Consider the following 24,568-nt stretch of genomic DNA (forward strand, 5'->3'; position numbering starts at 1 on the left):
TTGGGTGGGTAAGCCTTTCCAAAAATGTGCGGAGCCATGGATGGCGAAGCAGAAGCGCCACATGGATGTGCCGCAGGAGCGGTTTTTGGAAAGGCTTACCCACCCGACCGCAAACACCCAAAGTTAAAGATTAATCTCGGACTCAGAGGTAACCCTGACTCCGCAAGTAATCATCGTAACTACCACTGAAGTCCGTAATCCCATCCGGCTTCAACTCGATGATGCGAGTCGCCAAGGAAGAAACAAACTCCCGGTCGTGGCTCACGAAAATCAGCGTGCCCGGATAATTCTCCAGCGCCAGGTTCAACGCCTCGATAGACTCCATATCCAAGTGGTTGGTGGGCTCATCCAACAGCATCACATTCGGCTTCTGCAGAATCAGCTTACCGAACAGCATCCGCCCCTGTTCACCACCGGACAACACCTTCACCGATTTACCAATGTCATCACCCGAGAACAACATCCGCCCCAACGTACCGCGAACCAACTGCTCGCCACCGGTGGTCCATTGCGCCATCCAGTCAGTCAACGTGTCATCACGCGCAAAGTCTGCGGTGTGGTCCTGCGCGAAGTAACTCACCTTCGCACTGTCGGTCCACTTCACCTCGCCAGCGTCAGGCTCGTAAGCACCCGCCAAACACTGCAGCAACGTGGTTTTACCAATACCGTTCGGGCCAATGATGGCCACACGCTCGCCGGCTTCAATCTGCAAATCCAGATTCTCAAACAGCGGGCCTTCGTCGAAGCCTTTGGTCAGGCCTAGCAGCGTAACCGCTTGCCGGTGCAGTTTCTTTTCCTGCTCAAAGCGGATAAACGGACTCACTCGGCTGGAAGGCTTCACTTCTTCCAGCTGGATCTTATCAATCTGCCTGGCTCGCGAAGTCGCCTGTTTCGCTTTCGAAGCGTTAGCGGAGAAGCGGCTTACAAACTGCTGCAATTCTGCAATTTGAGCCTTCTTCTTGGCATTATCTGCCATCATGCGCTCGCGGGCCTGTGTGGCGGCAGTCATATATTCATCATAGTTGCCCGGGAACAGGCGCAGCTCGCCATAATCCAGATCCGCCATGTGCGTGCACACGCTGTTCAGGAAGTGACGGTCGTGAGAAATGATGATCATGGTGCTGCTACGGGCCACCAAAATGCTTTCCAACCAACGGATGGTGTTGATGTCCAGGTGGTTAGTGGGCTCGTCCAGCAGCAGAACGTCCGGATCGGAAAATAGTGCTTGAGCCAGCAGAACCCGAAGTTTCCAACCGGGCGCCAAGGCACTCATCGGCCCGTTGTGCTGATCCAGCGGAATATCGAGGCCCAGCAGCAGTTCACCGGCGCGAGATTCAGCGGTGTAGCCGTCCATTTCGGCGAATTCCACTTCCAGATCCGCCACCGCCATGCCGTCTTCTTCCCTCATTTCCGCCAATGAATAAATGCGGTCACGCTCTTGTTTAACGTGCCACAGCTCTTCATGCCCCATGATCACGGTGTCGATCACCGTGCAGTCTTCATAGGCAAACTGATCCTGGCGCAGCTTACCCAAGCGCACGTTCGGCTCCAGCATGACCTGGCCGGCGGAAGGCTCCAGATCGCCACCCAGTATTTTCATCAGGGTGGATTTGCCGCAGCCGTTGGCGCCGATGAGGCCGTAACGGTTACCACTGCCAAATTTGGCAGAAACGTTTTCAAACAGGGGCTTAGCCCCGAATTGCATGGTGATATTGGCAGTGGAAATCAAGAAAAGAACCTATACACGTGAGGGCCAGCGCTGTGGCGGCAAAAGAAACGGCGCATTGTACAGGTTTGCAAGCGCAACTGTGAGGCCGAAGAAACACGCATAAAAAGCACTTGCCTCGGGCGGGCGGTACGGGCAGCATTCACCTTCTGAACATTCCACCCATCCGACAACAGGATATTGATCATGGCACAAGCAACTGCACGCCACATTCTGGTAGACAGCGAAGCAAAATGTGAAGAACTGAAGAAAGCCATCGAAGGCGGTCAGGACTTTGCTGAAGTTGCCAAGCAGCACTCTTCCTGCCCATCCGGCCGCAATGGCGGCGACCTGGGTTCATTTGGCCCGGGCCAGATGGTTCCCGAGTTTGACAAGGCTGTGTTCAGCGGCGAAGTGAACACCGTTCTTGGCCCAATCCAGACTCAGTTCGGCTATCACCTGCTGGAAGTGACTTCCCGCAGCTGATAGCTGTTGGCCTGCCCGTGTGACCATCACACCGGCAGGCTGCCCTCACTGAGCGTTTTCTTTCCCGAGATTCCTGAACCTTGCCAGTTGGTTGCCAATATTCTCAATCGGCTCCGTCACAGCCTGTTGAACACTCTCTGCCACCACCTTGGTGAACTGCTGACCGGCATCACTTTCCAGAAACTCCAGATACATCTCCATCTCTTTTGGCGTGATCTTTTGGTAGGTGTACAAATAGCTGTCGTAAACTTGCTTGCCCACCACACCTTGCAACGCCGGGCGCTGCGCTTCTAATTGCTGACGCGTTTCGTCAGGATTCGCGGGTTCACCTCGCACCGCAGCCATCGCTGAGGATAAGCCCAACTGCAGCGCAATGGCAGTATCGACGGCACTTTCAGTGGCGCGGGCTGCACGGTCAAAGCGATCGAAGCGTGCTTCGCGATCGGTTCCCTTATTCAGCTCGTTCAGCTCCGCGGCCTTCTTGCGTATTTGTGGCCAGATCGCCGGGGCGGAAGCTGCCACTTCAGCCCGTGCAATCTTTTTGGCCACCGGCTTCTGGTACCAATCATGCACCTTCGTCAACTGCTCATCGCTTAACGATGCACCGAGGTTTGACGCGATCTTCCGCTTGATCTCTTCCGGGCGAAAGCTGTTTTGCACCACATAGGCGATGGTATCCGCCACCATCGGCGGCACCTGTGCTCTTTGCTTGAGGCCATCCCGTATGCCCTGCCCCATCATCGCCGGATATTGCACAACAATGTCGTCTACGGGCGAAGCTTCCAGCACCTGCTGAGCACTGGGTGCGGCTTGTACCAGAGTGCTCACAAGCAGCCCGGCTATTAAAAGCGGTTTCATCAGGGTGTTCAAGGTCATGTCACTCTTATCCTGTTACGGGAACAAAGGTGTTTATGACACGCAGGCCGCCTCTTCAGCAAGCACCTGAAGCCGCTGAAGATGACGGTTTGGTAGGAATGTTTCCGTGCCTGCCGGAAAATCCTTGGGATTTCCGGCACAAGCGCGTTAATGCCTGAGGGCTCAGAGCGTATTACTGAATTCGATAGCCGGGCCGAGCGCCTTCAGCCGCTCCACCAGAAACTCCATCACAATCCGAACCCGGGCCATCTGCTGGGTGTCCTGGTTAACGTGCAACCAGAGATCGATGCTTTCCCCATCCAGCGGGTCAGAAAGCCGCCGCAACTCCTTCGCGGCCTCCCCCAGATAACATGGCAATACCGCCAAGCCAGCACCGGCCCGCGCCAAAGCGTGCATAGACTGCAGACTGTTACAGCGAATCACCGTGGGTACGTTCTTAAGGTGCTTTCGATACCATTTGCCGGTCGCCAAATGGCTAAACGACTCATCCGGGATCAGCCAGGTGCAGTCCTCCGGATGGTTCTCTATGTCCATTTTTCGGTTTCGGCGGCAGTAGTTAGTCGAGCCATAAACTGCGGAATCAATAGCCGCAATACGCTCTCCTTCAAGGGTCGCCTGCGGTTTGTTCTCCGGACGCAAGGTTAAGTCAGCTTCCCGGTGGCTCAGGTTTGCCACATCGTTGTCGGTCAGAACCTCCAGCTCGATTTCGGGGTACTCCCGCACCAGAGCCGCCAGCACGGGGCTCAGCAATTCATACATCACCGCATCTTCCGCCGCGATTCTGACTTTGCCAACCGGTGCGCCATCCTGCCCAACCAGCTTGCGCTCCAGGTTTTCCATGTCTACCGCGAGTTTTTCAGCTTCCCGATAGGCCATTTCACCCGTCGCTGTAAGCTGCAATCCATCGCGATTACGATCAAAAAATTGCACACCCAACGACTCTTCCATCTGATCAAGTCGTCTTAAAACAGTAGTTTGGTGCACACCCAGCATTTCACCCGCTTTTGCGAAGGTTCCAGCTATTGCCAGAGCCCGTATATATCGAAGATAATCCCAGTCCATAGTCACTGCACATTTGCAACATGAGTACGAAGTTTAACGTATTCAAACTGCAAATAAGAACCTCTAGAATGATTTATAACCTAACAAACCCAGCCACCCTAATAAGGAGGAAGGCATCATGATTCATCAGCGTAACGTGAGCGTTCGCCCACAGCCATCCGGCATCCTCCACAATGGAGTGGAGATGCGACGGGAGTATACCCGTGCTGCAGTCAAACAGGGGCTTCAATTTTTAGGCCGCAAGCTGCGAAAAGCGAATCGCGAAGCCGTAGCGGCGGTGCAAGATTTGCCTCAGGCTCAAGGCGGCGTATAAATAACCGCTTTGACTCCACAAAAAAACCGGCATGTTTGAACATGCCGGTTTTTTTGTGCCTTGCGGTTGGCTCAGAATTCCCAAACTACCTGCCGGTTCTCCGCGAACCAGGTATCCATCTTCTGCCGATAAAACTCTTCAATCACATTGCGTTTGATCTTCATGGTAGGCGTTAACATGCCGTTTTCCATACTCCAGAGTTCTTTTACGACCACCAGAAACGCCACTTTCTCATGCGACTCACAGTCCGCATTCACGGATTCCAGTTCTTGGGCTAATTCCTGCTCCAACGCATTCCGGTCCATACCGGAATCCAACGCGGCTCGTGCCTCCTCCGACAACAGCAGCATCAGGCAGGGTTGAGGCTGATTAGCGCCTGCCACACAAACCACCTCAGCCATGGGGTGATTAAAACGGTTTTCGATTGGCACCGGGACCACGTATTTACCTTTGGAGGTTTTGAACAGGTCTTTCACCCGCCCGGTAATTCGCAAATAGCCCTGATCGTCTATTTCGCCCATATCGCCGGTTTTCAGGAAACCGTCGCTGGTGACATCTTCTTTCGTTTTCTCGTCATTCTTGTAATAGCCGAGCATCTGCCCCGGGCTTCGGACCTCGATTTCTCCGGCCTCGCCAATCCGTTGTTCCACACCGGGATTCGCAACCCCGACATAACCTACTCTGGCCTGCCCCGGACGACTGGCATGGGAATACCCGAAATTCTCGGACATGCCATACACTTCAAGTAACTCAAGCCCAAGGTTTCGATACCAGTTGATGATCTCGGCGGACAAAGGCGCAGCGCCGGTGAGTGCGACCCGACAATGATCCAGCCCTAATTGCCTCAATACTTTCTTCTTTACCAGACCGCCCAGAACGGGAATGTTAAACAGCACTTTCTGTTTTTTGAGCGGGAGCTTGGCATTTACCCCGAGGTAAAACTTCATCCAAAGGCGAGGGACCGAGAAAAACATGGTTGGCCGCGCCCGCTGAAGATCTTCCTGAAAGGTATCTAGCGAGTTTGCGAAGTAAAGATGGAAGCCGTAATACAGCGATTGCGTTTCGACGGCCGCCCTTTCGGCCACATGGGCCAAGGGTAGGTATGACAACATCCGGTCGGCTGGTGTCACCTGAAACAGTTGCTGTAGACCGTCCGCAACAGAAATCATGGTTCGAAAGCTGTGCATCACACCCTTGGGGCGACCGGTGCTGCCAGAGGTATACACGATGGTTGCCAGGTCATCCGGCGCTGGCAACCGGGGGCTAGCCGGGCCGTGCTTTGCCACAATATCAAGCCACATCGGGGTATCGTCGCGCGGGGAAAGCGGCAAAGAAATAATAGGCAGATCCTGCGGTATATGGCGTTTGATATCGTTCCAACCATCCGCCGTGCCATCCAGCTTACCCAAAAACAACAATTTTACGTCACTGTGATCTAACACATAAGCGGCAGTATCGCCGTTGAGCGTGGGGTACAAAGGCACACTCACGTGGCCCGATGACCAGATAGCAAGGTCGGCCAGAATCCAATGGGCACTGTTTTTACCCAAAACTGCGATTTTGCTTCGCTCGGGAAGCTCAAGGCTGGTCAAGTACGCCACCATACGGCAAACCTGATCCGCAGCCTGCGCCCATGTAATGTCTTCCGTCCGCCCATCGGGGAATGGCTGGGTAAGGTATACGTTATCCGGGGTTTTCTCGGCCCAATAAAATAGACAATGGGCAGACGTCAGCTTGTGAGGGTCTACAGTCATATGGAGTCCTTGTTATTGTTTTTCTCACTACTCGAAAATGCTCGCCTTTAACCTACTCCATACTAGTCGAATATTTAAAAGATGGATCGTGACATTCCGCAAGAATGGTCTAAATTGAAAATGACCGCGTAATGATTAGCTATACCGAAGGAGGTTACGATGATCAGACCGGCACGCTCTTTGATGATTGTTCCCGCTTGGAGCCTGATTCTTCTGGGTTCCTGTGCATTCTTTTACACCGCTTACTCAGGCCTGCTTGGCTCCTGAGCAAACAGGCGTCAGAAACGGTTACATCCAAACGGTAACCAGCCCGATGCTGCTTACCACCAGCAGGATAGTGCCCAGCACCCGGTAAAACAGTGAGGTTTCTGCGTGCAGCATTCGGTCGTGTACGTACAGGCCGATCACATGACCGATCGCCGCTGCCGGCAGCAACCAGACGTGGTGAATCAACTGCAAATCAACACCGGCCCACACGAACGCTCCGAGCTTGATCATCACCAGAATAAACCACAGCGCAAATAAGGTGTCTCGCAGTTTCTCTTTCGGCAGGTGTTGGGCAGCGACCGCGATGATCAAAGGCGCGCCAATGAGCGACGTGCCGCTGATATAGCCTCCAAGCATCAAGAACACAGCATCAACCGCTTTGCTCCCGCTTCGAAAGGGCTTGTTGACGATGTAAGAAACCGAATACAGGCCTACAATAACGAATATGATCGCACTGAGAATGTGGCCCGGCAGGGTGATCAGGCCGAACACGCCGATGAGTTTTGGCACGATTAGAATCGCGAGCATCCGCCCCAAATAGTGCCAATCAACGGTGCCGGCATGTTGCGCACCCTCAATTGAGGTCCGGCTTTTACGGTTGTTCATCCAGATGGTTAACGAAGAGAACACCAACAAATGGATAGAGATGATCGGCAGAAAAACCAGCGGCTCGTCCAGCACGAGTAATAGAAAAGGTAATGACAGAACAGCGCCACCAAATCCTAAACCGGAACGCACAAAACCGCTCCACACGAAAATCAGCGCAATCAAAATATACTGAACAACTGACAAGTCAGACATAAAGAACTATAAACTCCAGCAAGCCTGACGGCTCAGTTTGCAAGATATTTACGAGGAGGACGATGTGCAGGATGCAGAATCGCTGGCAAACATTAAAAGCTGCCTAATGGTCATAATGCTACTGGCATTTGCACAAAATGCCCAGAGCGAGGCCACCCCGTTTCACGAAAACCATCATTACCAGCCAGTCTGGACATCCCCCATTGCTCGCCACGAATTACTTCAGGCGATTAACGAGTTGGCCGATGACGGATTGAACCCGGCTGATTACCACCAAGAGGCCTTACGCGACATTATTCACAGATCAGCGGTTGATGCCTCGCAGACGCTTCCCGAAGAGCTGGATCTGATTTTTACCGATGCCTTTCTATTACTCGCTGCCCATCTTCGTGACGGTAAGGTGGACTCGCAAACCATTCAGGCGCAATGGCTCTCTCAGAAGCGGCAACCCCTCTTACAATCGACCCTTGAACAAGCCTTGCAAGACGAAACCGTCTACCAGACCCTACAATCCTTCAAACCGCCTTTTCCAGCCTATCAGAAACTGCGCGAGTACCGGCGCCAGCTCTCCGGCCTGCTTGGCCGGCCTTGGCCTTTACACGATTCAGGCCCCACCATTCATCCGGGCGACAGCGACCCACGCATACCCGCGATTCGTCAGCAGCTCAGGTTGCTGGGTGATCTTCCGCCCGCTGACCACGACACCCATTACAGTGCCCTCGACACCCCCGAAAGCCAGCTTTATGCGGGCAACCTGATTACAGCCATACCGGCGTTCCAGGCCCGCCACGGTCTTGAACCTGACGGCCTTGTCGGCAAAAAAACACTGGAAGCTCTGAACATTATGCCCATTGAGCGCATTCGCCAGATCGACGCTAATCTCGAGCGTTGGCGCTGGCTGCCAGATTCCCTCGGCGACACCTATGTGCTGGTCAATATCGCTGGCTACGACATGGTTCTGGTGGAAAACGGCAAGGAGGTCATGCATCAACGGGTGATCGTTGGTGATCCTTTCAGGCAAACCCCAGTGTTCAGTGATCGTATTCGTTACTTGGTATTTAACCCAACCTGGACGGTTCCGCGAACGCTGATGATCAAAGACCAGCTGCCCAAATTACAGGCCGATCCCGGCTACCTGTCCCGGATGAACTTCAAGGTTTACAAAGGCTGGGGAGCCAGCCGCGTCGAAATGGCTCCGGACGAGATTGACTGGAATGCCCTAACGGCCGACAACTTTCCGTATCAACTTATTCAGCAGCCCGGGCCCAACAATTCACTCGGGCAGGTTAAATTCATGTTCCCGAACAAACATGCGATATATCTACACGACACGCCGGGCCAGTATCACTTCAGTCGGGAACAGCGCACCATCAGCTCTGGCTGCATCCGAGTTGAGCGCCCGTTCGAACTGGCAGAAAGATTACTCACCCTGAACAGCTCCTGGACCCAAGAAAACATTAGACAGGCCCGGCAAGAAAATGAACCGGTGAAGGCCATTTTGGATAAGTCTGTCCCTGTCCACCTGCAATACTGGACAACTTGGGTTGATAAAGCAGGCACGCTGCAGATACGGAAGGACGTATACGGGCGGGACCGTCGGCTGGTTGATGCGTTAAGATCTGATGTCAAAGGAAACTTGCAGCTAACGCCGAGGAGCCACCCATGATTCGAACGCTTGCCCCCTTGCTTATCGCCGTGTCGCTCACGGCATGCCAGAGCCTGCCAGGCGTCGATCCGGACATTGGGGATAACACCGTACTCCTGAGTGCTCAACACTGTTTGGAAGAGCCTGTGGGCGATAACAACCGCATTCATTACGGACCCTGTCTCAAAATCACGGAGATCAACGGTAACAAACCAGCGGTTCGGGATGACGGGTTCATTGCCTTACCCGTCGGCCAGCCTTTCACGATTGAAACGGCATGCGTCTACCGTTTGGCCGACGGCCGCCCCATCCCCGCTACGGTGGAAACCGCAACGTTTCCAGTCCGGGCGGACACTTTCTCTCGCGGCGGCCGGCGCTGGTACCTGCACGCGCACAGACAGGCTCGTGGCGTAATCGGCTGCTCGCCTACCCTGGCACCCTCAGTTTATCCTCTTGAAAAAACTGACTAAAACCTGACCGCACGATGACCATCCTTTAACGTGCCGTTCTCTAAATTGCAGGATCGCCAATCTTGTGCCAAGTTTATGGTGCATTGCAAAAAAGGAGGATAACCAATGCTCTATTGGGCTTTAGTGTGTCTCGTTGTTGCGATCATTGCGGGCGTGCTGGGTTTCGGCGGTATAGCCGGTACAGCTGCAGGCTTCGCTAAAATTCTGTTTTTTATCTTTTTGATACTACTGGTTGTAACGGTAGTGATGAACGTGCTCAAAGGAAAAGGCCCGAAGGTCTAGGGCTTCAGAGATGTTCATGGCCCTGGCTAGCCAGGGCCGTGGTATCGCTTGCCTCTTAGTCGCCAGCCAACATGGCCTGCAACTTCTGCGTCAATTCAACCGCTTCACACCCCATAGGGGTTAGATAGCCGCCATCTTCCTGCGAAATCAGCCCCTTCGAGAACAGAGAAGCAGCTGCCCGAACCGTTTCCGGGGCCGCCTGACTGGCGTGTACTTTAATGCCCTCTTGAGTGGAGGTAGAGGGAAACTGCAACAGCAGATTCAGTTCGGCAAGATGAACCGGCGAGAAAGGCATAAGAAACTCCTTGTTAGGTATCTTCTTTGCAGCATAGCGGAAATAATCTCCATCGAGCGAAATTTCTCACAAACAAACAAAAAGCCTACACTTCGCAGTACCTGTCCGTTGGCATTAACGGTACATTGAAGCCTTAGGTCCAGCATTCCGGTTATGAAATGACGTCGAGCATCACCACCCGCAGAGTTTTCGTTATTGCCCTTACTTCCCTGTTGGCTTGGGCGGCAGGTTCCAGCGCAGTCGCCGACACCATCAAACGGGTTGTCCACCCCGACGGACGCGTGGAATTTACCAACGTCAAAAGCAAAAGCCAGCCGCGCCCCTCCACCAAGAGCGAAACCGTTTACCGGTACAAGGATCAGCACGGCGTTGTTGCCTACAGCAGCCAACGACCGGCCAGCTCTGACTTCGATGTGATCAGCTTCCATTGCTACGCCTGCGACCCGAACTCAAACGTAGACTGGCGCAAAACACCGTTGTTTCTTAGCCCGTTCAAGAACGAGATTACTACCGCCGCCAAAGAATACGGCGTAGACCCGGCTCTGGTCCGCGCGGTTATTCATGCCGAATCTGCCTTTAATCCACAGGCGCTTTCCCCGGTAGGCGCTCAAGGCTTGATGCAATTGATGCCGGGCACCGCAAAAGAACTCGGAGTGAAAAACCCGATGACCGCGTCCGAAAACATTCGAGGCGGCGTGAATTACCTGTCTCAGATGCTTGCACGCTTCAAAGGTGACACACGCCTTGCCACCGCAGCCTATAACGCGGGCCCTGGCGCAGTCAGGCGCTATAAAGGCATTCCTCCCTACGCTGAAACCAAAGCCTACGTGGAACGAGTAGGCATCCTGCATCAACGCTACGCCGCCAACTAATGAGCAACCCGATTGTCTCAGTCGCCATCCCCGGCGATATTGTTCACGTGGACCGGGATAAGTACGGCAACATTCTGGTGATCGACGACCGCAAGCATCGGATACTCAGTTTTGATTCGGTGTTTGAGCAAAGCAAAATCGTGCGTGCCGCGCCAAACCTGCCGGTGCATGAATACAACCGCGCGATGCTGTTACCCGTCGCCTTTCGGGAACCTCAACATGTCACCGTACTGGGCCTGGGCGGCGGTGTACTTGCCCACGGTTTACACAAGCTACTACCCAAGAGTGAGATTCAGGTCTTCGAGCTACGAGAAAAAGTGGCGGAGATTGCCCGAAAATGGTTTGGCCTGCCGAACAGCAACCGGCTACAGGTGACCATTCAAGATGCGCGACTGGCTGTGGATAACCTACCGGAAGCCAGCACTGACATGATCCTCACAGACCTCTACAGCGCCGATAAAATGAGCCCGGCCCAGGCTCAGAGGCAGTTCATTAAAGCCTGCAGCAGAGCCTTAACCAGCACGGGGTGGCTTGCCCTGAACTACCACAAAATGCCCGAGGCTAATGGCAACCTGGTTCGTGAGCTACGCCGGCAATTCCCACTGCTCCTGGTATTCAGAAGCAAAACCAATAACTGGGTGATTTACGGCAGCAAGCAAGGCTTCAGCAACGTTAAAATAGATTCTTCGCGGTGTGCAGAGTTGGAAAAGCGCTTACCCATAGGCTGGGCAAAGCTGAGGAAAAAGCTGGAAGTGATGGAACTGAGAGAGGCTAGGCGCCCCTCTCTACCGTGCTCAGACCCCGTATCAGGCCCGGCTTAGGAACTTCCGCTCTTCCACGTTAACCTTGATGCGGTCGCCTGTGGAAATGTGTTCAGGCACTTGCACAACCAGACCGGTGGTCAGGTGCGCAGGCTTGGTGCGTGCCGTTGCGGAACCGCCCTTCACAGAGGGATCGGTTTCTTCAATGGCTAACTCGACCGTAGGCGGCAAATCCAAGGCTACCGGGGTATCGCTCACCAGAATAGCCATCACACCCTGTGTTTCCTCAGTAATGAACAGCAGCTCGTCTTCAATAGCGCTCTTATTCAGCATGTACTGAGTGAAGTCTTCGTTATCCATGAAAACGTACTCGTCGCCGTCGGCGTAGGAAAACATAACCGGACGGCGAACCAGGTCGGCCAGGTTCAGCATGTCTGAATCTTTGAAGGTTTCGTCTACCTTCTGGCCAGTGACCACATCATAAAGACGCATGCGGTACAGGCTGCCACCGGCACGGCCTTGGGGCACCGAACGCTCGATGTCTTTTACGAAAAACGCACGTCCATCAAACTCAACCGCTTGGTTCTTTTTAATCTCACTCGCTTTTGGCATGTCACCTATTCCAATATAAGTTGATCACCGTGGCCGTGATATACCACGACTGGGCTAAATATGCGACTTTACTCAGCTATTCGCCTTAGTCAGTTGCTCGCGTGTTTGCAGGCGCCCGGCCCTTCGTATTTCAGCGTTGGCATAACGCCGGCGCTGTTCACTCGTTTCGGGAATCACCTCCGGGACATCCACCGGCTTACCCTCTTCGTCTACGGCCACAAAGGTGAAAAACGCAGACAGGATGTGCCGAACATCACCGGTATAGCTATTTTCTGCCTCCACCCGCGCACCGATCTCCATCGAAGAGCCCCAGCTGCGGTTCAAGGTCAAACTGAACAACAAAGTATCCTTCCCCCTTGCCGGTGCGCGAAAGTGGATGGAATCGACCGCTGCGGTCACGCACACATGCGCTGAGTGCCGTTCGGCTACAACCAGCGCCAAACGGTCGCACTTGGCCATGATCATGCCTCCGAACACCGTGTCGTGTGAGTTCATATCGTTGGGAAACACTTTATACACATGCTTCTCAATGGCGGAAGCCGAAACAGGCTTGGCCGGTTTTTCAGACATCGTAAGATTTTCCTTCTGTTAATTACTCACAAATACTGTGGACAACCGTGTTAGCAAGGTAAGGACATATAGGCTACAGCCGCGCTACGAGCGGGCTAAAGAGATTTGTCGGTAATTTAACCAAGGTAGAGACTAACACATAAAAACCAACAAAAAAGGGCGTTCCTTGAAGTAATGCACAGCTAATGACTGCGTCCCGCCCAGAATGGGGATAACCCTGACCAGTTACGCACATATTCTGTGGACAACTGTGTTAGCAAGGTAAGGACATATGGGCTAGAGCCGCTCTACAAGCGGTCTTACGGATTTTGTAGGTAATTTAACCAGAGCGGAAGCTCTACCATAGAAATACCGAATCACCCGTTTTTTACGCCCAAAAGCAAGCAAAATCAGGCTTTTTTTGAGAGTCGCTGGGGATAACAAAGTACGGTTACCCACAAAGTCTGTGGAAAACTGTGTTAGCAAGGTCAGGACATACGGCTGGGAGGCTTGGTATTGCTGGGTTTTCGGAATATGACGGTAAATTGATCAAGGCCAAGTTGGGCGGCCGCATTTTAGCGGCCACCCAAACCCATCACCCCATCAAATCAGACTTATCTGCGTCTTGCTCAATGGCACGATCCAGTGTGGCCAGATACTCGGCCTTCACCTTAAGCTTGGTTTGCTTGTGCGCGCGCATATTCAGTTGTTTGTACTGAGTAGCAACGGCTTTGGCGCGCTCCATCAGCTGCTCGGGTGCAACCAATTCATCCAGAATACCGGCCGAGATCGCGCTTTCCGGGTTGAAGATTTCAGCATTCACCACAGAGCGATAGAAATAAGGCGCAGGCATGCGGTGGCGAGCGATCTCAATACCCGCGTGGTGCATGGTCATACCGATCGCCACTTCGTTCAGGCCCAGCTTAAAGTTGCCTTCTACACCAATGCGGTAATCCACAGACAGCAGCACAAAGACGCCTTTGGCAATCGCGTGACCACCACAAGCGGCAATCACCGGTGTCGGGAAGGCGGCCAGACGGCGAGTCAGCGAAGAGCCCACTTTCACCAGCGCCATGGCGGCGTCTATGCCTTTCTGCATTTCTTTCAGGTCGTAGCCACCCGAAAACATACCCGGCTGACCTGTCAGGATAACGATTGCTTTATCGTCTTCGGCACGGTCGAGTGCGGCGTTCAGCGCTTCAAACACGTCGTGGCTCAGGGCGTTAGCCTTGCCATTGTTCAGAGTAATCGTGGCAATGCCGTCGTTCAGTTCGTAAGTTACGAGATCTGTCACCGTTGTGTCCTCATCAATTTCATCAAATAAAGTGAGCGTTTGTTAACTCTATACATTAGGCCGGGCTTCGGCAATGCAATCATCCTCACTATATAGCCGTCAGGGTTGAACAACCCCGGATTGCCGAACCAGACAGTTCATAGTGGTAATAGAGACATCTCTGAAAACTGCATCAGACCGCACCTTTTCCGGAAAGCGATCATACACCGCCCGACGACAGGATGAGGTGCGGGATTCCGCAAGCGCAACGCATTCGTCTTCCGCTTCGGAGCTATTTGCGTTTGCAGTGGCCTCTTCACACAGATCATTTATCCGCGAAATGGCCAAGTCCACCACGGCACTGCGGTCTACCGGTTTGGCCTCGAGATTGGCAAAATCGGCCGCCCCAACCTGAGCTGGGTCAGGCTGTATCTGGTTCCAAAACACGTACCCCAGTGCCGCAACCACCAGAGTCACGGTAACGATGGGAAATTTCATCAGTAAAGCTCGCTTTTCATGAGTGTTTGCCACGGCGTGTCAGGCGGAAAATTAACTCCGGTGAAAGTCGTTTCACCCAAAGTGCCGCCATTTCTTTACCCTTACCCACAGGAATTTCACGCTTGCGGGCTTTTAGACCTTTAAAAACCACGGCCGCACATTCGTCCACATCCATCCCACTGGCAACGTCGCTATCCGTTTCGCCATGAGGGGTGCCATCGGCAGACAAAGAGTTTTTAGCGATATTAGTACGGATAAAGCCGGGAAGAATGGTAGACACATGCACACCGCTGCTTTCCACTTCCGCCCGCAAGGCATCGAAGAAACCAACCATCGCGTGCTTGGCGGCGCAGTATCCGGTCATTTTCGGCACGCCCACCTTGCCCGCAACACTGGCCGTTACAGCCAGATGACCTTGGCCGCGCTTCAGCATATGTGGCAGTACGGCTTTCGTCAGGGCGATCTGGCCCATCACATCCACATCCATCAGTTTCTGATACACCGACATATCGGTTTCGGCGCACAACGAGCCTTGCGAGAGGCCCGCGTTATTCACCAACAGATCAATCGCTCCAAAGCGATCCACTACCGTTTGCGTGGACGCTTCGTGAGAAGCCCAGTCTGTGACATCCAGAGGCAGCACAAAAATATTATCTTCGGGCAAACCCGCCTCAACACAACGAGCGGCCACGCGCTGCAATTCATCTTCACGACGAGCCGATAACACCAACCCGGCGCCATCTTTCGCAAACTGAAGCGCCAACGCTTCACCAATACCCGACGACGCGCCGGTGATCCAAACGGTTTGAGCCGTCATAAACAAGCCTCCAACAGGCAACACATAGTTATTATTTATGCGCACGGATACTAGCAGAAAAGCGCACCGTCTCCTCAAACGGCCGGCGGCAATAACCCACTTTGACCTCAACGGCTATACGGCGGGTAATCCTTAAGCGCCTCCGGCCGCCGGAAACTGTCAAAAGCATCGATTTCCCAAGGCCGAATGGCCATCAATAGGCTCACTCCGAAACGATGTTCCAAGGGCAACGCCAGATCTTCTTCGTGGCAGTGTCGGAACTCCAGAGCCAGCCGCTTGAGTTTCTGCTGGACCGCTTCATTCGATTGGGTTGAGAGCATACCGCTTACGAACAGCCGCAGTTCACCGGGGTGATTAAACCGGCACTTCAGAAAATCCTGCTGTACTTCGGCTTCGAAAAATTTCTGTATGGGCCCACCCGGCTGCCAGGCGAAATCATGGCTGACCAAAAGTTTGAATCGGTTCCCGGGCAGTAGCTCCAGCACCCCCATGCGATCCAGCTTGGCGAGATAGCCAATTAAATCGATTTCCGACAACTCGTAAACCTGATGAATCTCCAGAAACTGCCATCGGTTCATGGCACAAACGGCGACCAGTAACAGACGCACATCCGACACCAGTTCCTTTTCCTGCTCCTCGCTCAGTTGCTCGACCTTAGGCTCTGGTGCCAGCTTGCGTACCAGATCGCTGATTTCCATGCCCATCAGCGTGCAAATCTGGTCAAGGCGTTTAAGTGAAAACTGTTTCTCTGAAAACAGGCGCTTAACACTCGCTTCTGACAGACCCAAAGCATCAGCCACGTCCTGATAAGTCAAGCCGTGGGACCTTAGTTGTCGTTTAAGCTCGCCGACAATGGCACTGGTTTGCGCCATGAACTTTCCTCCCGCTGTGCTCCACCGATCAGAAAGTATCATCATTCGATACGCGAGAGATACACCCTCAATACCTTTCCGGAAACGCTCGCGACACATTCGGCGATGACGCACAGTTCGGTTGTCCCAACAACAACACCAATGAGGAAGACATCATGGATAGCGAACTGAAGAGCAACTCAAACTCCTGGGTATTTTTTGTGAAAGTTTCATTCGCGATTGCGCTGTTTGCCGCCGCCGCGGGTGTAGTGCTTGCGCCTGTGGATATCGTGATAAAGGGCTATATGGCGATCAGCGCCCTGTTTCTTGTCAGCACCACCATCACACTTTCAAAAACGCTGCGCGATGAACACGAGCAGAGCCGGATTTCGAACCGCATATCCGAAGCTCGCACCCATCAACTGCTGAAAGAATACGGGGAGTAACACCATGAGCATCTGGCGCAAATTGAACACTCTGTTTCGGGCCTCGGCTCACGAACCGGTCGCAAAGCTGGTAGAGGCCAACGACATTCGTATCTTTGAACAGGAACTCCGGGACGCCGAGCAAGCGATCGCGCGCTCCAAGCGAGAGCTGGCGCACCTGATGGCTGAGAAAACCCGGCTCGAGCGCGACAACACCGGTCTGCAAGCGGCTATTAACAAACGGGAGCAACAAGCCAGCCAGGCGCTGGAGCAAAACGACGAGGCCTTGGCGCTGGAACTGGCCAACCTGATCGCCGAGGATGAAACCGTGCTGCAACGCCAGCAACAACAGCACGCAAAATTACAGCAACAGGAAAGCCAGCTACGCCGACAGCTGCGGGATTCCGGACGGGCACTGAAACATTTTCACAGTGAAATGCGACTGGCGAAAGCCAACCGGCACGCCGAACAGGTCACTCGACAACTTCGGGGCCACTCAACAGGGTTGCACAGTCACATGGAAGACTTGAACGTATCGGCTGATCGCATTCGCGCTCGCCAAACGGAGGCGGAAGACGTAGAAGCCGCCTTGACCGAGCTGGATGAAGAACAAAACAACGGGAATTTGAATGCCCGCCTGAAAGCCGCGGGCATCGACAACGAAGCGAACAGTGGAGAAAAAGTGTTGGCTCGCCTAAAAGCCCGCTAGCGCAACAATATCTGAATACTGTCGCACAGACACGTTCACACCCGCGCTGCGGCCAGCATCGATACGAGAAACTTCGTTCGTCATGGCCGCAGCAATCGTCTCCGCCTCAATGGCACGGTACTTACGCAGCGGCCCGATCAGGGCACGGTTGGCTACCGGCATCACCGCCATACCCAGTGCTTCTGCCGTACGATGCTCGTCACGCTGCCCTAATAGCAGGCTGGGCTGATAGATGGATAGATACGAGAATTCCAAAGCCCGAATGGCGTCTTCCAGCTCACCTTTCACCCGACTGTAAAACACCGAAGAACGCGAAGATGCGCCAATGGCCGACATCAAAATACAGGCTTTCGCGCCCGCTTCTTTCGCCAAGCTCGCCGCGTTCAGAGCGTAGCTGTAATCCACCTTACGGAACGCTTCTTTAGAGCCGGCTTTTTTGATGGTGGTGCCCAAGCAACACACAAGCACGTCAACGTTGAACTCCCCGGCATGAGCATCCATGTCATCAAAATCGATAACCGGTGCTTCCAGATTCGGGTGGCTCCACCCCAAAGGCCGGCGCACCGGCGCCACGACGGCCGTAATGCCGGGATTGCTCAGCAACTTCTTGACCAACAAACCACCCGTTAACCCCGTCGAACCCAGAACCATAACCTTCATAAAGCGCTCCGTTGCTGTTTCGCCACTTCTGATCGCGGCACTGATTGCGTAGGATGATACTAACAGGAAGCGGAAGCTGACCCTCACATCATCAATGCAGGTACTATGCTCAAAATCTCAAACGCCGTAGAAATTGCCGACTGGGAAATCGAAATCACGCAAATTCGAGCCCAAGGCCCCGGCGGCCAGAACGTCAACAAGGTGGCCTCTGCGGTACACCTTCGCTTCGACATTCAGCGCTCTTCCTTGCCGCCTTTCTATAAGGAGCGACTGATGGCGTTTTCAGACCAACGCATCAGCAAAGAAGGGATTGTGATCATCAAGGCACAGTCTTCCCGCACCCTGGAACTCAACAAAGAAGACGCGCTAGAGCGCCTGAAAGAACTTATCTTGGAAGCGGTGAAAATCCAAAAAGCACGGCGACCAACCCGCCCTACCAAAGGTTCCCAACGCCGGCGCGTGGACAAGAAAACTCAGAAAGGTAAAACCAAGGCGCTTAGAGGAAAGGTCAAAATTTAAATGCCTCTGCCCTACTATCTCGGTTGCCCGCAATGGCAAGACCCAAACTGGACCACACAACTGCCACCCGGAGCATCCGCTCTTGCCCGCTATGCCCGCGTGTTCAATACCGTTGAGGGCAACACCACTTTTTACGCAACTCCCAGTCAAGCGCAATGCGAACAATGGCGCAAACAGGTGCCGGATGATTTCCGCTTTCTGCTCAAGTTGCCCCGAGCACTGACACACGAGCGCATGCTCACAGGAGTGGGGACGGAGTTACAAGCGTTTCTGGATGTGATCGAGCCCTTGCTGGATGTCCTTGGGCCGATGCTGCTGCAACTACCGGCAAGCTTTGGTCCGAACCGACTCTCGCAACTGTGGCGTTTTCTGGATACGGCACCAGACACCTTGGACTGGACTGTAGAAGTAAGAAACCCGGCGTTTTTTGCCAAAGGCGAAGAAGAGAAGGCGCTGAATCAGGGGCTGCGCCAGCGCAAGCTGGCCCGCGTATGCATGGACAGCCGGGCAGTGTTCTCCGCCGTCCCCGACAACGATGTGATCGTGGATGCCCAGCGCAAAAAGCCTCGGGTTCCCGTTCACTTGCTGCCCAGCGACGCCCCACCCGTCATCCGCTACATCGGTCACCCGGATTTAGAAACAAACCGGGACTTCCTTGCGCCCTGGGTCACTCGGGTAAAAGGCTGGCTAGAATCCGGTGTCCAACCCTATGTATTCATGCACATGCCCGATAACGCGCACGCGGTTGCGTTGGCCGAGCTTTGGACGGAGTTATTACGGGCGCAGCTTCCGAGCTTGGAACCTCTTCCTGTGGATGTTTCAAAACCCCAGCTTGGGCTGTTCTAAAACAGCAGACTTAACCCACCGGTCACCAGCGCAAACAGAACGGACAACCAAATCAGCGTTTTCCAGGGGAATGGTGGCGCAGGCGGCTCTACCTCGAGTTGCTTCTCCAGATAGTTTTTCAGCAACCGTGTATTGCGGGTATTCGCTTTGAAAATCGCATCAAAGGCATCCCCGAATACCGGCAACAAGCCCCCCACGAAGTCGATGCCCATGTTACGGAGCATCTTCAGCTTAACGCCTTTGCTTGCCCCAGCTCGCTGGGCTTCCACCAACACATAACTCGCCAGCACCAGACCTGCAACATCGCCCACCACCGGCACCACACCGATAATGGCCTCTGCACCGATTTTAAATTTGGTAAACGGGATGCCAATGCTGCTGTCGGTAAAGCGGCTGAACTTATCCAGCCGTGAAAGCGTTGCTCGTTGCCGCGCTTCGATGGGGGCTTTTGCCATTTGCGCTCCAAACCTGAGGGGAACTCACACGTTTATTTGGTCATCTGGCCAACATAGGCTGCAGTGAACGCGGTCTCCTGAAACACCTTCAGGCCAGTGTCAGAGAACGGGATCGGCAGCGGCTTAGATGCCAACGTGGATTTAATCAATGCGGGCGTCAGCAATTTTACGTCTAACGCCACATCGGTAATCAACTGAATAGTTGCTTCCAGCTTAAAGCTAATCGCGCCACCTGCAAACTTGCCTTTCGGCATTCGTTCTTTGATGGCAACGCCGGTGACCCCATGTTCCGCCATCAACTCAGCAAACGCCTTCTGAAACTGTTGCAAGTCTTCGCGGGTGTGATTCTTCGGCAGCGACAATTTGCGCACCTTACACTCCGGCAAACTGAACTGGCCACGGTCCAGACTCAGCAAACAGATGACGGCATCGCTGCCACTCAGTTCAACACCACAAATCGTCATAGAAACTTTCCCAATCTCAAAACAGCCTTAACCACAACACTTCTTGAACTTCAGCCCGCTACCACAACTGCACGGATCGTTGCGCGAAGGCGTTTTAGTTACCGTAACCGTCTCGCCCTTGTTCAAAATCGCGGTTAATTCACCAATCGAGTCCACCGCGCCGTCACGAGTATCAACGGTAATGTTGGCGTAGAGGTTGGCTTCGGCCACCTGGGCTTCTACTTCTTCTTTACGAGCCTCACTGGTCACCACCAAGGATAAAGGGAACTTCTCGCTGCCACTCTTCTGGCTGGCGTTGGTTTTAAAACCACCGTAAGCCGTGTGATGCTGGCGAGCGTCCTGCCGGCCTTTGTAAAAAAATTTGTCTGACATGCTGAAATCCTGATGAATGAACGTGCGCCCAGGCTCGCCAAAGATTGCCGACCCTCGCGAGGCGACGTTTTAACACGCTTAAGGAATGGGATATATAGGCAGCCGCGTAAATCTTTAAGAGCTTTGACTATCCGCTGCATCGTTTGCCGCTTCCGAAGCTGCGCCCTCTGCATCGCCGTTTTCCTGATTTCGCCCGGCCTCTTTCGCGAGCGCCATGCCACCCTGCATCAATAGAGACTTCATACGGGGGTCCTTCTGCTCAGCCACGCCTAAGGCAAAAGCCGCCAACGCCGCTTCCAGCGGGTTTTTCTGAATGAGCCGTTTAATCGACGCGATGGGAGAACCGCTCGAGTGGCCGCTGCCCGAACCTTCTGACTGCTTCGAAGGCAGGGGGCGAGTCATGCGATAAAAGAAAAGGGACAACAACAATAGACAGGACAAGCCCGTCACCGCCAAAGCGCCGGCCCCGCCCAACAGAGGGGTCAGCGCCAAGGTGGCGGCGTTGACGAGCAAGTAAAAGCCGGTGAGCAACAAGGCAACCAACAACACAAAGCCCAGCATAAAGCCCAGAAAAGCGGCTATGGCTTTGCGCAGGGCGCCTTGCAGCCAATCCGAATCAGGCATCATCAGCGATCCAAAAACCGACCAACCAACACACCGGCAAGGAACATAATAACAATACTGAGGAAGGGCCGCTCCTCAATCTTATGCTCTACACTCTCGACCGCTTTGCCACTGGCATCCCGAGCCCGGGTGAGCGCTTCGTCACCGCGCTGCTTTACCTGATCAAACGCGGCAAGGCTTTCCCTTCGAATTTCATCCCGTAGATTACTGATGTTGCCCTTTTGGCCATCAGCCACACTTTTAGCGAGCGTGGAAAGATCTGCCTGAAGTTTTCTCAGATCCTCACGAACCTGATCGTATTCGCTCTTATCCGATTTTGCTTCCATATCGTGCCTCCTTATCAGTATCGATAACTGCTATTTCGGCTTTGCCACCCCAACGTGAATACGGATGGCTAACCTCAATCTAGCACAAGGATCGCAACCTGAAATGAGGACTTGTTAATCTCCGGTTCAGAACGAACCGGACAGCACCTCCTGAAGATCGCTCTTCAGCGCTTCGGGCTCAGTGATCCAAAGCTCGCTGTCGGCACCGGGGAACACGCCAACCTCGAGCTTGTCGCGGGTTAGGCCGGGCACCCACTTCTTGAAGAAGTCTGGCAAAGACAACGCTTTCGGAGACAGATCGCCGGAACCACTGGCGTAATCAGCCGCAAACGCCTCACTTGGCCATACTGGGAGATAACCAACACCGTCTTCTTCTGACACAATCTTTAGAAACTGGTTATCGGAATTGACCAGGATCCACAGCTCGCGCTCTTCCACCACGGCATCCAGAAAATAGTCGTATCGTTCCTCGCCATCCATCTCGAGAATCTGGGCTAACGGGTTATCGCTCATTACGGCTTCCTTATGGGAATACGGCCTTTGGCCTGAATTGGAAAGATAGATACGAACGCCCGGATCATACCCAAAGCGTGAGCCTGCGTCTTACCCGGACAACATCATCTCGCCAATCAACCCCAGCATAAAACCGGCCACGGCCCCTAAAGGCGGGCCCCAGTGCTTCTCCAACCGCGACTGCGGTGCAATATCCTGAAAGATAATGTAAAGAATGCCGCCCGCTGCGAACAACATAATTCCGGACACCAACTGATGCGAATCCGATAAAAAATAATGGCCGGTAGCGCCAGCCACGGGCCCCAGCAGTGCCATCAAGGCAAAACCACCCACGATTTTCACCCGTCCGTAGTCGGTGGAACGGGTGAGCTCGCGATAAGAGTTAAATCCTTCTGGCAAATTCTGCAGCGCAATGATGCCAGCCAGCAGAACGCCGCCCTCGCTGGAGACCGAAAACGTAGCCCCTAGCGCCAACGCCTCCGGCACAAAGTCGGTCAGCATCGCCACCAACTGGCTCGCCGACGTGCCATTAGCCGCCAGCCAGCGATCAATCAACATGAAGGTGATTCCGCCCGCCGCAAAACACGCGACAACCGCCGGTATCGCCAGATTGGCTGTTCCCTCTGGCACCAAAACCAACGCCACGGCCGCCAACAGCGCGCCACCGCCGAACGCAATCACGCTATGGTGCAGTTCGGATTCCAGCCAATCCGGGTGAATACGCTCCACCGATGCCAAGGCTGCCCCCAACGGCATGGCGGCCCCTGCCATCAGCGTGAGCAGTAAAACTTGCAACAGGCCGTTAGCTTGAATCGCCTCAACCATTCCCAATACCGTCCTAGTTGTTCATCCTGAACTATCAGCATAAGCGCCTTGATTACAAAACCAAAATACGGCCAAACATTACCATCTCGACAATGTTTCGGTTTCCTGCACTGTAAAAAGGTTCAGATTGCCCCAATATAAAAAGCATTCGCTCGCACATTCAACATCAGGACCCACGCATGAATGCTATCCTCAAACAGTTCCTCCTAGTCTCCAGTATCTATTTGCTCGCCCCTAACGCCGGCGCGTTTGGTCTGAACGATGCTCTGAACACCGGCGCCATGGCGCTATCGCCAACGACTGAAGTAAGTGGCGAAGCCCAGCAACTGGTAGGCCAGCTGACCAACGATTTAGGTGTTACCCAAGCTCAAGCTGTTGGCGGTACCGGCGCCTTGTTACAGTTGGCACAAAACCAACTTGGCCAAGAAGCCATCAACAACTTGAGCGGTGAAACCTCTGGACTGTCCAGCCTTCTAGGGGGCGGTGGCGGGCTAGCCGAAGGCCTGCTTTCCAACATTTCATCAATGGATGGGGTTCAATCAGCCTTCTCGGCTTTGGGAATGGATGCCGCCATGGTGCAGCAGTTTGTTCCGGTTATTCTGGGTTTCCTGGGCAACCAGGGCGTTGGCTCCTCACTGCTGGGGCAACTGCAGGGTCTATGGGCGCCAGCCGAATAATCCGGCACCCGATCATTTAGCCTTAATGTCTTATCCGAACGCTCTCCCCAGCGTTCGGATACAGGCAATGGGCTGATCAATCAGCGGCACATGCCCGCTGTTTTCTAGGGTGACCAGTCTCGCGTTAGGCAGCGCAGCGGCCATGCGCGCCTGCCCCTCCCAAGGGTACATTTCCGAACGACGACCCGCGATCACCGTGGTCGGCACGTCCAGAATTGGCAAAAGCCCACGAAAGTCGTACTCCCGCTCTGTGTAGGCACGCATGTGCTGATACAAGGTGTACCAGTTATCCAACGGCACAAGCTGACGAGAAATTTGCGGCACCCGCATGAGCTGCCCCGCGCTCCATTTCATCCAATCGCGACTCAGCGCCGCGCCCATGAAACCGGCCAAATCCTCATGCAACTGCTTTCGTAGCGATAACGGTAGCGCCTCATAGGGAGTTTGAGGATCAATCTTCGACACCGTATCCAGTAACGGTTGCCATCCCCGAATTCGCTCCGGCCCCTGCTCTCCGAAAATGCCCCACGGCCAGTCCGGGGCATGAGATATACGCGGAGCCTGATCAATATGGACGTAATGGCGGATAGCCTCGGTGCCGAACATTTCCATATAGCGCAATGACGTACTGGCCCCCATGGAGATGCCGCCCAAACCAACCGGTTTGCCGTAACTGTAGGCACGGATGACGGCATCCAGATCCTTGGCGTGGCTGGTCAGCACACAGGGTTCGCTGCAGCTCAGCCGCGAAGATCCGCCAAATCCTCGAAAGTCGGGAAGTACAAACCGGAACTTATGCGCCAACGGCAACACAATCGGCAACCAATGGCGGCTTTCCATACCAAAACCATGAAGCAGGATAACCACCGGCCCACGGCCAATTTCCCGTACTTTCAGCCTGGCGCCATCGTGTGCCGTAACTCGTGCCATCTTTACTCTTGCTCCGCTGGGTTCAATGGCCGAC

Annotated in this window: 34 protein-coding genes; 13 read left to right on the forward strand and 21 right to left on the reverse strand. The window is 54.0% G+C overall.

Translation table 11 applies throughout. From position 1 onward, the window contains the following. Positions 1 to 142 precede the first annotated feature (142 nt). Complete coding sequence (locus tag MWU64_RS00465; protein WP_247059143.1) at positions 143 to 1,729, reverse strand: ABC-F family ATPase; 1,587 nt, start codon at positions 1,727 to 1,729, stop codon at positions 143 to 145. A gap of 183 nt (positions 1,730 to 1,912) precedes the next feature. On the opposite strand from MWU64_RS00465, the gene MWU64_RS00470 reads away from it, so the two are divergent. Further along, positions 1,913 to 2,191 (forward strand): peptidylprolyl isomerase, encoded by a 279-nt coding sequence (locus tag MWU64_RS00470; RefSeq protein ID WP_133004771.1) that lies wholly within the window; start codon positions 1,913 to 1,915, stop codon positions 2,189 to 2,191. A 45-nt stretch (positions 2,192 to 2,236) separates the two neighbouring features. On the opposite strand, the gene MWU64_RS00475 is transcribed toward MWU64_RS00470, so the two are convergent. Continuing rightward, positions 2,237 to 3,067: a DUF2059 domain-containing protein gene (locus MWU64_RS00475; RefSeq protein ID WP_247059145.1), complete on the reverse strand. Its 831-nt coding sequence runs from the start codon at positions 3,065 to 3,067 to the stop codon at positions 2,237 to 2,239. A 35-nt stretch (positions 3,068 to 3,102) separates the two neighbouring features. On the opposite strand from MWU64_RS00475, the gene MWU64_RS15395 reads away from it, so the two are divergent. Further along, positions 3,103 to 3,225 (forward strand): hypothetical protein, encoded by a 123-nt coding sequence (locus MWU64_RS15395; protein WP_281496191.1) that lies wholly within the window; start codon positions 3,103 to 3,105, stop codon positions 3,223 to 3,225. A 4-nt stretch (positions 3,226 to 3,229) separates the two neighbouring features. Here MWU64_RS15395 and MWU64_RS00480 read toward each other — a convergent pair whose 3' ends face one another. Then, positions 3,230 to 4,129, reverse strand: a complete 900-nt coding sequence (locus MWU64_RS00480; RefSeq protein ID WP_247059147.1) for a LysR family transcriptional regulator — start codon at positions 4,127 to 4,129, stop codon at positions 3,230 to 3,232. 118 nt (positions 4,130 to 4,247) lie between these two features. Between MWU64_RS00480 and MWU64_RS00485 the strand changes: the two genes are divergently transcribed. Next, positions 4,248 to 4,442 carry a hypothetical protein gene (locus MWU64_RS00485; RefSeq protein ID WP_247059149.1) on the forward strand — a complete coding sequence of 65 codons (195 nt, stop codon included), beginning with the start codon at positions 4,248 to 4,250 and terminating at the stop codon, positions 4,440 to 4,442. Between the two features lie 71 nt (positions 4,443 to 4,513). Here MWU64_RS00485 and MWU64_RS00490 read toward each other — a convergent pair whose 3' ends face one another. Continuing rightward, positions 4,514 to 6,196 (reverse strand): AMP-binding protein, encoded by a 1,683-nt coding sequence (locus MWU64_RS00490; RefSeq protein WP_247059151.1) that lies wholly within the window; start codon positions 6,194 to 6,196, stop codon positions 4,514 to 4,516. A 288-nt stretch (positions 6,197 to 6,484) separates the two neighbouring features. Then, a complete protein-coding gene (locus MWU64_RS00495) occupies positions 6,485 to 7,264 on the reverse strand; it encodes a TSUP family transporter (protein ID WP_247059152.1) in 780 nt (259 codons plus the stop codon). Positions 7,265 to 7,328: 64 nt separating this feature from the next. Here MWU64_RS00495 and MWU64_RS00500 point away from each other — a divergent pair, with 64 nt between their 5' ends. The 3 genes from MWU64_RS00500 to MWU64_RS00510 all read left to right on the forward strand — a co-directional run bounded on the left by MWU64_RS00500 (position 7,329) and on the right by MWU64_RS00510 (position 9,661). Beyond that, complete coding sequence (locus MWU64_RS00500; RefSeq protein WP_247059154.1) at positions 7,329 to 8,930, forward strand: L,D-transpeptidase family protein; 1,602 nt, start codon at positions 7,329 to 7,331, stop codon at positions 8,928 to 8,930. Next, positions 8,927 to 9,379 carry a hypothetical protein gene (locus MWU64_RS00505; RefSeq protein WP_247059156.1) on the forward strand — a complete coding sequence of 151 codons (453 nt, stop codon included), beginning with the start codon at positions 8,927 to 8,929 and terminating at the stop codon, positions 9,377 to 9,379. The genes MWU64_RS00500 and MWU64_RS00505 overlap by 4 nt, the downstream gene beginning before the upstream one ends. A gap of 105 nt (positions 9,380 to 9,484) precedes the next feature. Then, positions 9,485 to 9,661, forward strand: a complete 177-nt coding sequence (locus MWU64_RS00510) for a DUF1328 domain-containing protein (RefSeq protein WP_247059158.1) — start codon at positions 9,485 to 9,487, stop codon at positions 9,659 to 9,661. A gap of 55 nt (positions 9,662 to 9,716) precedes the next feature. Here the strand turns inward: MWU64_RS00510 and MWU64_RS00515 are convergent, their stop codons facing one another. After that, the gene (locus tag MWU64_RS00515) at positions 9,717 to 9,956 is read right to left on the reverse strand and encodes a TIGR02647 family protein (protein WP_247059161.1); all 240 of its coding nucleotides are present in this window, start codon (positions 9,954 to 9,956) and stop codon (positions 9,717 to 9,719) included. 158 nt (positions 9,957 to 10,114) lie between these two features. Between MWU64_RS00515 and MWU64_RS00520 the strand changes: the two genes are divergently transcribed. Together MWU64_RS00520 and MWU64_RS00525 are read left to right on the forward strand one after the other, a co-directional pair. After that, positions 10,115 to 10,828, forward strand: coding sequence for a lytic transglycosylase domain-containing protein (locus MWU64_RS00520; RefSeq protein ID WP_247059163.1), 714 nt, complete (start codon positions 10,115 to 10,117; stop codon positions 10,826 to 10,828). Then, the gene (locus tag MWU64_RS00525; RefSeq protein ID WP_247059165.1) at positions 10,828 to 11,649 is read left to right on the forward strand and encodes a methyltransferase; all 822 of its coding nucleotides are present in this window, start codon (positions 10,828 to 10,830) and stop codon (positions 11,647 to 11,649) included. Before MWU64_RS00520 ends, MWU64_RS00525 begins: the two co-directional genes overlap by 1 nt. Here MWU64_RS00525 and yeiP read toward each other — a convergent pair. From yeiP to MWU64_RS00555, 6 genes are all read right to left on the reverse strand, one after another. Further along, positions 11,635 to 12,201: an elongation factor P-like protein YeiP gene (gene yeiP / locus MWU64_RS00530; RefSeq protein WP_133004760.1), complete on the reverse strand. Its 567-nt coding sequence runs from the start codon at positions 12,199 to 12,201 to the stop codon at positions 11,635 to 11,637. The two genes, MWU64_RS00525 and yeiP, sit on opposite strands and share 15 nt — an antisense overlap. Before the next feature lie 72 nt (positions 12,202 to 12,273). Next, positions 12,274 to 12,771 (reverse strand): acyl-CoA thioesterase, encoded by a 498-nt coding sequence (locus tag MWU64_RS00535; protein WP_114334269.1) that lies wholly within the window; start codon positions 12,769 to 12,771, stop codon positions 12,274 to 12,276. Positions 12,772 to 13,345: 574 nt separating this feature from the next. Continuing rightward, entirely contained in the window at positions 13,346 to 14,044 is a 699-nt protein-coding gene (locus tag MWU64_RS00540; protein WP_247059167.1) for a crotonase/enoyl-CoA hydratase family protein, read from the reverse strand. A gap of 99 nt (positions 14,045 to 14,143) precedes the next feature. After that, complete coding sequence (locus tag MWU64_RS00545) at positions 14,144 to 14,521, reverse strand: hypothetical protein (protein ID WP_247059169.1); 378 nt, start codon at positions 14,519 to 14,521, stop codon at positions 14,144 to 14,146. Positions 14,522 to 14,537: 16 nt separating this feature from the next. Further along, a complete protein-coding gene (locus MWU64_RS00550) occupies positions 14,538 to 15,338 on the reverse strand; it encodes an SDR family oxidoreductase (RefSeq protein ID WP_247059171.1) in 801 nt (266 codons plus the stop codon). 107 nt (positions 15,339 to 15,445) lie between these two features. Next, positions 15,446 to 16,210 (reverse strand): helix-turn-helix transcriptional regulator, encoded by a 765-nt coding sequence (locus tag MWU64_RS00555; protein ID WP_247059173.1) that lies wholly within the window; start codon positions 16,208 to 16,210, stop codon positions 15,446 to 15,448. Between the two features lie 155 nt (positions 16,211 to 16,365). Between MWU64_RS00555 and MWU64_RS00560 the strand changes: the two genes are divergently transcribed. Continuing rightward, a complete protein-coding gene (locus MWU64_RS00560) occupies positions 16,366 to 16,635 on the forward strand; it encodes a YiaA/YiaB family inner membrane protein (RefSeq protein WP_247059175.1) in 270 nt (89 codons plus the stop codon). A gap of 4 nt (positions 16,636 to 16,639) precedes the next feature. Then, entirely contained in the window at positions 16,640 to 17,323 is a 684-nt protein-coding gene (locus MWU64_RS00565) for a PspA/IM30 family protein (protein WP_247059177.1), read from the forward strand. Here the strand turns inward: MWU64_RS00565 and MWU64_RS00570 are convergent. Beyond that, positions 17,309 to 17,983: an NAD(P)H-binding protein gene (locus tag MWU64_RS00570; RefSeq protein WP_247059179.1), complete on the reverse strand. Its 675-nt coding sequence runs from the start codon at positions 17,981 to 17,983 to the stop codon at positions 17,309 to 17,311. The genes MWU64_RS00565 and MWU64_RS00570 overlap by 15 nt on opposite strands. A gap of 105 nt (positions 17,984 to 18,088) precedes the next feature. Here MWU64_RS00570 and arfB point away from each other — a divergent pair, with 105 nt between their 5' ends. After that, positions 18,089 to 18,502 (forward strand): alternative ribosome rescue aminoacyl-tRNA hydrolase ArfB, encoded by a 414-nt coding sequence (gene arfB, locus MWU64_RS00575; RefSeq protein ID WP_114334276.1) that lies wholly within the window; start codon positions 18,089 to 18,091, stop codon positions 18,500 to 18,502. Then, positions 18,503 to 19,348 carry a DUF72 domain-containing protein gene (locus MWU64_RS00580; RefSeq protein ID WP_247059181.1) on the forward strand — a complete coding sequence of 282 codons (846 nt, stop codon included), beginning with the start codon at positions 18,503 to 18,505 and terminating at the stop codon, positions 19,346 to 19,348. Here MWU64_RS00580 and MWU64_RS00585 read toward each other — a convergent pair. The 7 genes from MWU64_RS00585 to MWU64_RS00615 all read right to left on the reverse strand — a co-directional run bounded on the left by MWU64_RS00585 (position 19,345) and on the right by MWU64_RS00615 (position 22,927). After that, positions 19,345 to 19,803 carry a DUF4112 domain-containing protein gene (locus MWU64_RS00585; RefSeq protein WP_247059183.1) on the reverse strand — a complete coding sequence of 153 codons (459 nt, stop codon included), beginning with the start codon at positions 19,801 to 19,803 and terminating at the stop codon, positions 19,345 to 19,347. The genes MWU64_RS00580 and MWU64_RS00585 overlap by 4 nt on opposite strands. Before the next feature lie 32 nt (positions 19,804 to 19,835). Beyond that, positions 19,836 to 20,267, reverse strand: a complete 432-nt coding sequence (locus tag MWU64_RS00590) for a DUF3010 family protein (RefSeq protein WP_247059185.1) — start codon at positions 20,265 to 20,267, stop codon at positions 19,836 to 19,838. 27 nt (positions 20,268 to 20,294) lie between these two features. Next, positions 20,295 to 20,639: a PBPRA1643 family SWIM/SEC-C metal-binding motif protein gene (locus MWU64_RS00595; protein ID WP_247059187.1), complete on the reverse strand. Its 345-nt coding sequence runs from the start codon at positions 20,637 to 20,639 to the stop codon at positions 20,295 to 20,297. A gap of 114 nt (positions 20,640 to 20,753) precedes the next feature. Beyond that, positions 20,754 to 21,263, reverse strand: a complete 510-nt coding sequence (locus MWU64_RS00600) for a hypothetical protein (protein ID WP_247059189.1) — start codon at positions 21,261 to 21,263, stop codon at positions 20,754 to 20,756. Between the two features lie 2 nt (positions 21,264 to 21,265). Further along, a complete protein-coding gene (locus tag MWU64_RS00605; RefSeq protein ID WP_247059191.1) occupies positions 21,266 to 21,589 on the reverse strand; it encodes a hypothetical protein in 324 nt (107 codons plus the stop codon). Positions 21,590 to 21,715: 126 nt separating this feature from the next. Next, the gene (locus MWU64_RS00610; RefSeq protein ID WP_247059192.1) at positions 21,716 to 22,102 is read right to left on the reverse strand and encodes a DUF2750 domain-containing protein; all 387 of its coding nucleotides are present in this window, start codon (positions 22,100 to 22,102) and stop codon (positions 21,716 to 21,718) included. 90 nt (positions 22,103 to 22,192) lie between these two features. Continuing rightward, positions 22,193 to 22,927, reverse strand: coding sequence for a divalent cation transporter (locus tag MWU64_RS00615; protein ID WP_247059194.1), 735 nt, complete (start codon positions 22,925 to 22,927; stop codon positions 22,193 to 22,195). 179 nt (positions 22,928 to 23,106) lie between these two features. On the opposite strand from MWU64_RS00615, the gene MWU64_RS00620 reads away from it, so the two are divergent. Next, complete coding sequence (locus MWU64_RS00620) at positions 23,107 to 23,604, forward strand: DUF2780 domain-containing protein (RefSeq protein ID WP_247059196.1); 498 nt, start codon at positions 23,107 to 23,109, stop codon at positions 23,602 to 23,604. A 30-nt stretch (positions 23,605 to 23,634) separates the two neighbouring features. On the opposite strand, the gene MWU64_RS00625 is transcribed toward MWU64_RS00620, so the two are convergent. Then, complete coding sequence (locus tag MWU64_RS00625) at positions 23,635 to 24,534, reverse strand: alpha/beta hydrolase (RefSeq protein WP_247059197.1); 900 nt, start codon at positions 24,532 to 24,534, stop codon at positions 23,635 to 23,637. Positions 24,535 to 24,568 lie beyond the last annotated feature (34 nt).

It is taken from the genome of Marinobacter sp. S0848L, assembly GCF_023016065.1.
Lineage (GTDB): Bacteria > Pseudomonadota > Gammaproteobacteria > Pseudomonadales > Oleiphilaceae > Marinobacter.

Bases quoted from the DNA above. Each gene is read 5' to 3' on its own strand.
- MWU64_RS00610 (WP_247059192.1), bottom strand. From the start codon at position 22,102: ATGAGCGATAACCCGTTAGCCCAGATTCTCGAGATGGATGGCGAGGAA.
- MWU64_RS00495 (WP_247059152.1), bottom strand. From the start codon at position 7,264: ATGTCTGACTTGTCAGTTGTTCAGTATATTTTGATTGCGCTGATTTTC.
- MWU64_RS00620 (WP_247059196.1), top strand. From the start codon at position 23,107: ATGAATGCTATCCTCAAACAGTTCCTCCTAGTCTCCAGTATCTATTTG.
- MWU64_RS00625 (WP_247059197.1), bottom strand. From the start codon at position 24,534: ATGGCACGAGTTACGGCACACGATGGCGCCAGGCTGAAAGTACGGGAA.
- MWU64_RS00615 (WP_247059194.1), bottom strand. From the start codon at position 22,927: ATGGTTGAGGCGATTCAAGCTAACGGCCTGTTGCAAGTTTTACTGCTC.
- MWU64_RS00580 (WP_247059181.1), top strand. From the start codon at position 18,503: ATGCCTCTGCCCTACTATCTCGGTTGCCCGCAATGGCAAGACCCAAAC.
- MWU64_RS00505 (WP_247059156.1), top strand. From the start codon at position 8,927: ATGATTCGAACGCTTGCCCCCTTGCTTATCGCCGTGTCGCTCACGGCA.
- MWU64_RS00565 (WP_247059177.1), top strand. From the start codon at position 16,640: ATGAGCATCTGGCGCAAATTGAACACTCTGTTTCGGGCCTCGGCTCAC.
- MWU64_RS00515 (WP_247059161.1), bottom strand. From the start codon at position 9,956: ATGCCTTTCTCGCCGGTTCATCTTGCCGAACTGAATCTGCTGTTGCAG.
- MWU64_RS00470 (WP_133004771.1), top strand. From the start codon at position 1,913: ATGGCACAAGCAACTGCACGCCACATTCTGGTAGACAGCGAAGCAAAA.
- MWU64_RS00595 (WP_247059187.1), bottom strand. From the start codon at position 20,639: ATGTCAGACAAATTTTTTTACAAAGGCCGGCAGGACGCTCGCCAGCAT.
- MWU64_RS00490 (WP_247059151.1), bottom strand. From the start codon at position 6,196: ATGACTGTAGACCCTCACAAGCTGACGTCTGCCCATTGTCTATTTTAT.
- MWU64_RS00590 (WP_247059185.1), bottom strand. From the start codon at position 20,267: ATGACGATTTGTGGTGTTGAACTGAGTGGCAGCGATGCCGTCATCTGT.
- MWU64_RS00550 (WP_247059171.1), bottom strand. From the start codon at position 15,338: ATGACGGCTCAAACCGTTTGGATCACCGGCGCGTCGTCGGGTATTGGT.
- MWU64_RS00570 (WP_247059179.1), bottom strand. From the start codon at position 17,983: ATGAAGGTTATGGTTCTGGGTTCGACGGGGTTAACGGGTGGTTTGTTG.
- MWU64_RS00545 (WP_247059169.1), bottom strand. From the start codon at position 14,521: ATGAAATTTCCCATCGTTACCGTGACTCTGGTGGTTGCGGCACTGGGG.
- MWU64_RS00525 (WP_247059165.1), top strand. From the start codon at position 10,828: ATGAGCAACCCGATTGTCTCAGTCGCCATCCCCGGCGATATTGTTCAC.
- yeiP (WP_133004760.1), bottom strand. From the start codon at position 12,201: ATGCCAAAAGCGAGTGAGATTAAAAAGAACCAAGCGGTTGAGTTTGAT.
- arfB (WP_114334276.1), top strand. From the start codon at position 18,089: ATGCTCAAAATCTCAAACGCCGTAGAAATTGCCGACTGGGAAATCGAA.
- MWU64_RS00520 (WP_247059163.1), top strand. From the start codon at position 10,115: ATGACGTCGAGCATCACCACCCGCAGAGTTTTCGTTATTGCCCTTACT.
- MWU64_RS00475 (WP_247059145.1), bottom strand. From the start codon at position 3,067: ATGACCTTGAACACCCTGATGAAACCGCTTTTAATAGCCGGGCTGCTT.
- MWU64_RS00560 (WP_247059175.1), top strand. From the start codon at position 16,366: ATGGATAGCGAACTGAAGAGCAACTCAAACTCCTGGGTATTTTTTGTG.
- MWU64_RS00485 (WP_247059149.1), top strand. From the start codon at position 4,248: ATGATTCATCAGCGTAACGTGAGCGTTCGCCCACAGCCATCCGGCATC.
- MWU64_RS00555 (WP_247059173.1), bottom strand. From the start codon at position 16,210: ATGGCGCAAACCAGTGCCATTGTCGGCGAGCTTAAACGACAACTAAGG.
- MWU64_RS00605 (WP_247059191.1), bottom strand. From the start codon at position 21,589: ATGGAAGCAAAATCGGATAAGAGCGAATACGATCAGGTTCGTGAGGAT.
- MWU64_RS00585 (WP_247059183.1), bottom strand. From the start codon at position 19,803: ATGGCAAAAGCCCCCATCGAAGCGCGGCAACGAGCAACGCTTTCACGG.
- MWU64_RS00600 (WP_247059189.1), bottom strand. From the start codon at position 21,263: ATGCCTGATTCGGATTGGCTGCAAGGCGCCCTGCGCAAAGCCATAGCC.
- MWU64_RS15395 (WP_281496191.1), top strand. From the start codon at position 3,103: ATGACACGCAGGCCGCCTCTTCAGCAAGCACCTGAAGCCGCTGAAGAT.
- MWU64_RS00480 (WP_247059147.1), bottom strand. From the start codon at position 4,129: ATGGACTGGGATTATCTTCGATATATACGGGCTCTGGCAATAGCTGGA.
- MWU64_RS00510 (WP_247059158.1), top strand. From the start codon at position 9,485: ATGCTCTATTGGGCTTTAGTGTGTCTCGTTGTTGCGATCATTGCGGGC.
- MWU64_RS00535 (WP_114334269.1), bottom strand. From the start codon at position 12,771: ATGTCTGAAAAACCGGCCAAGCCTGTTTCGGCTTCCGCCATTGAGAAG.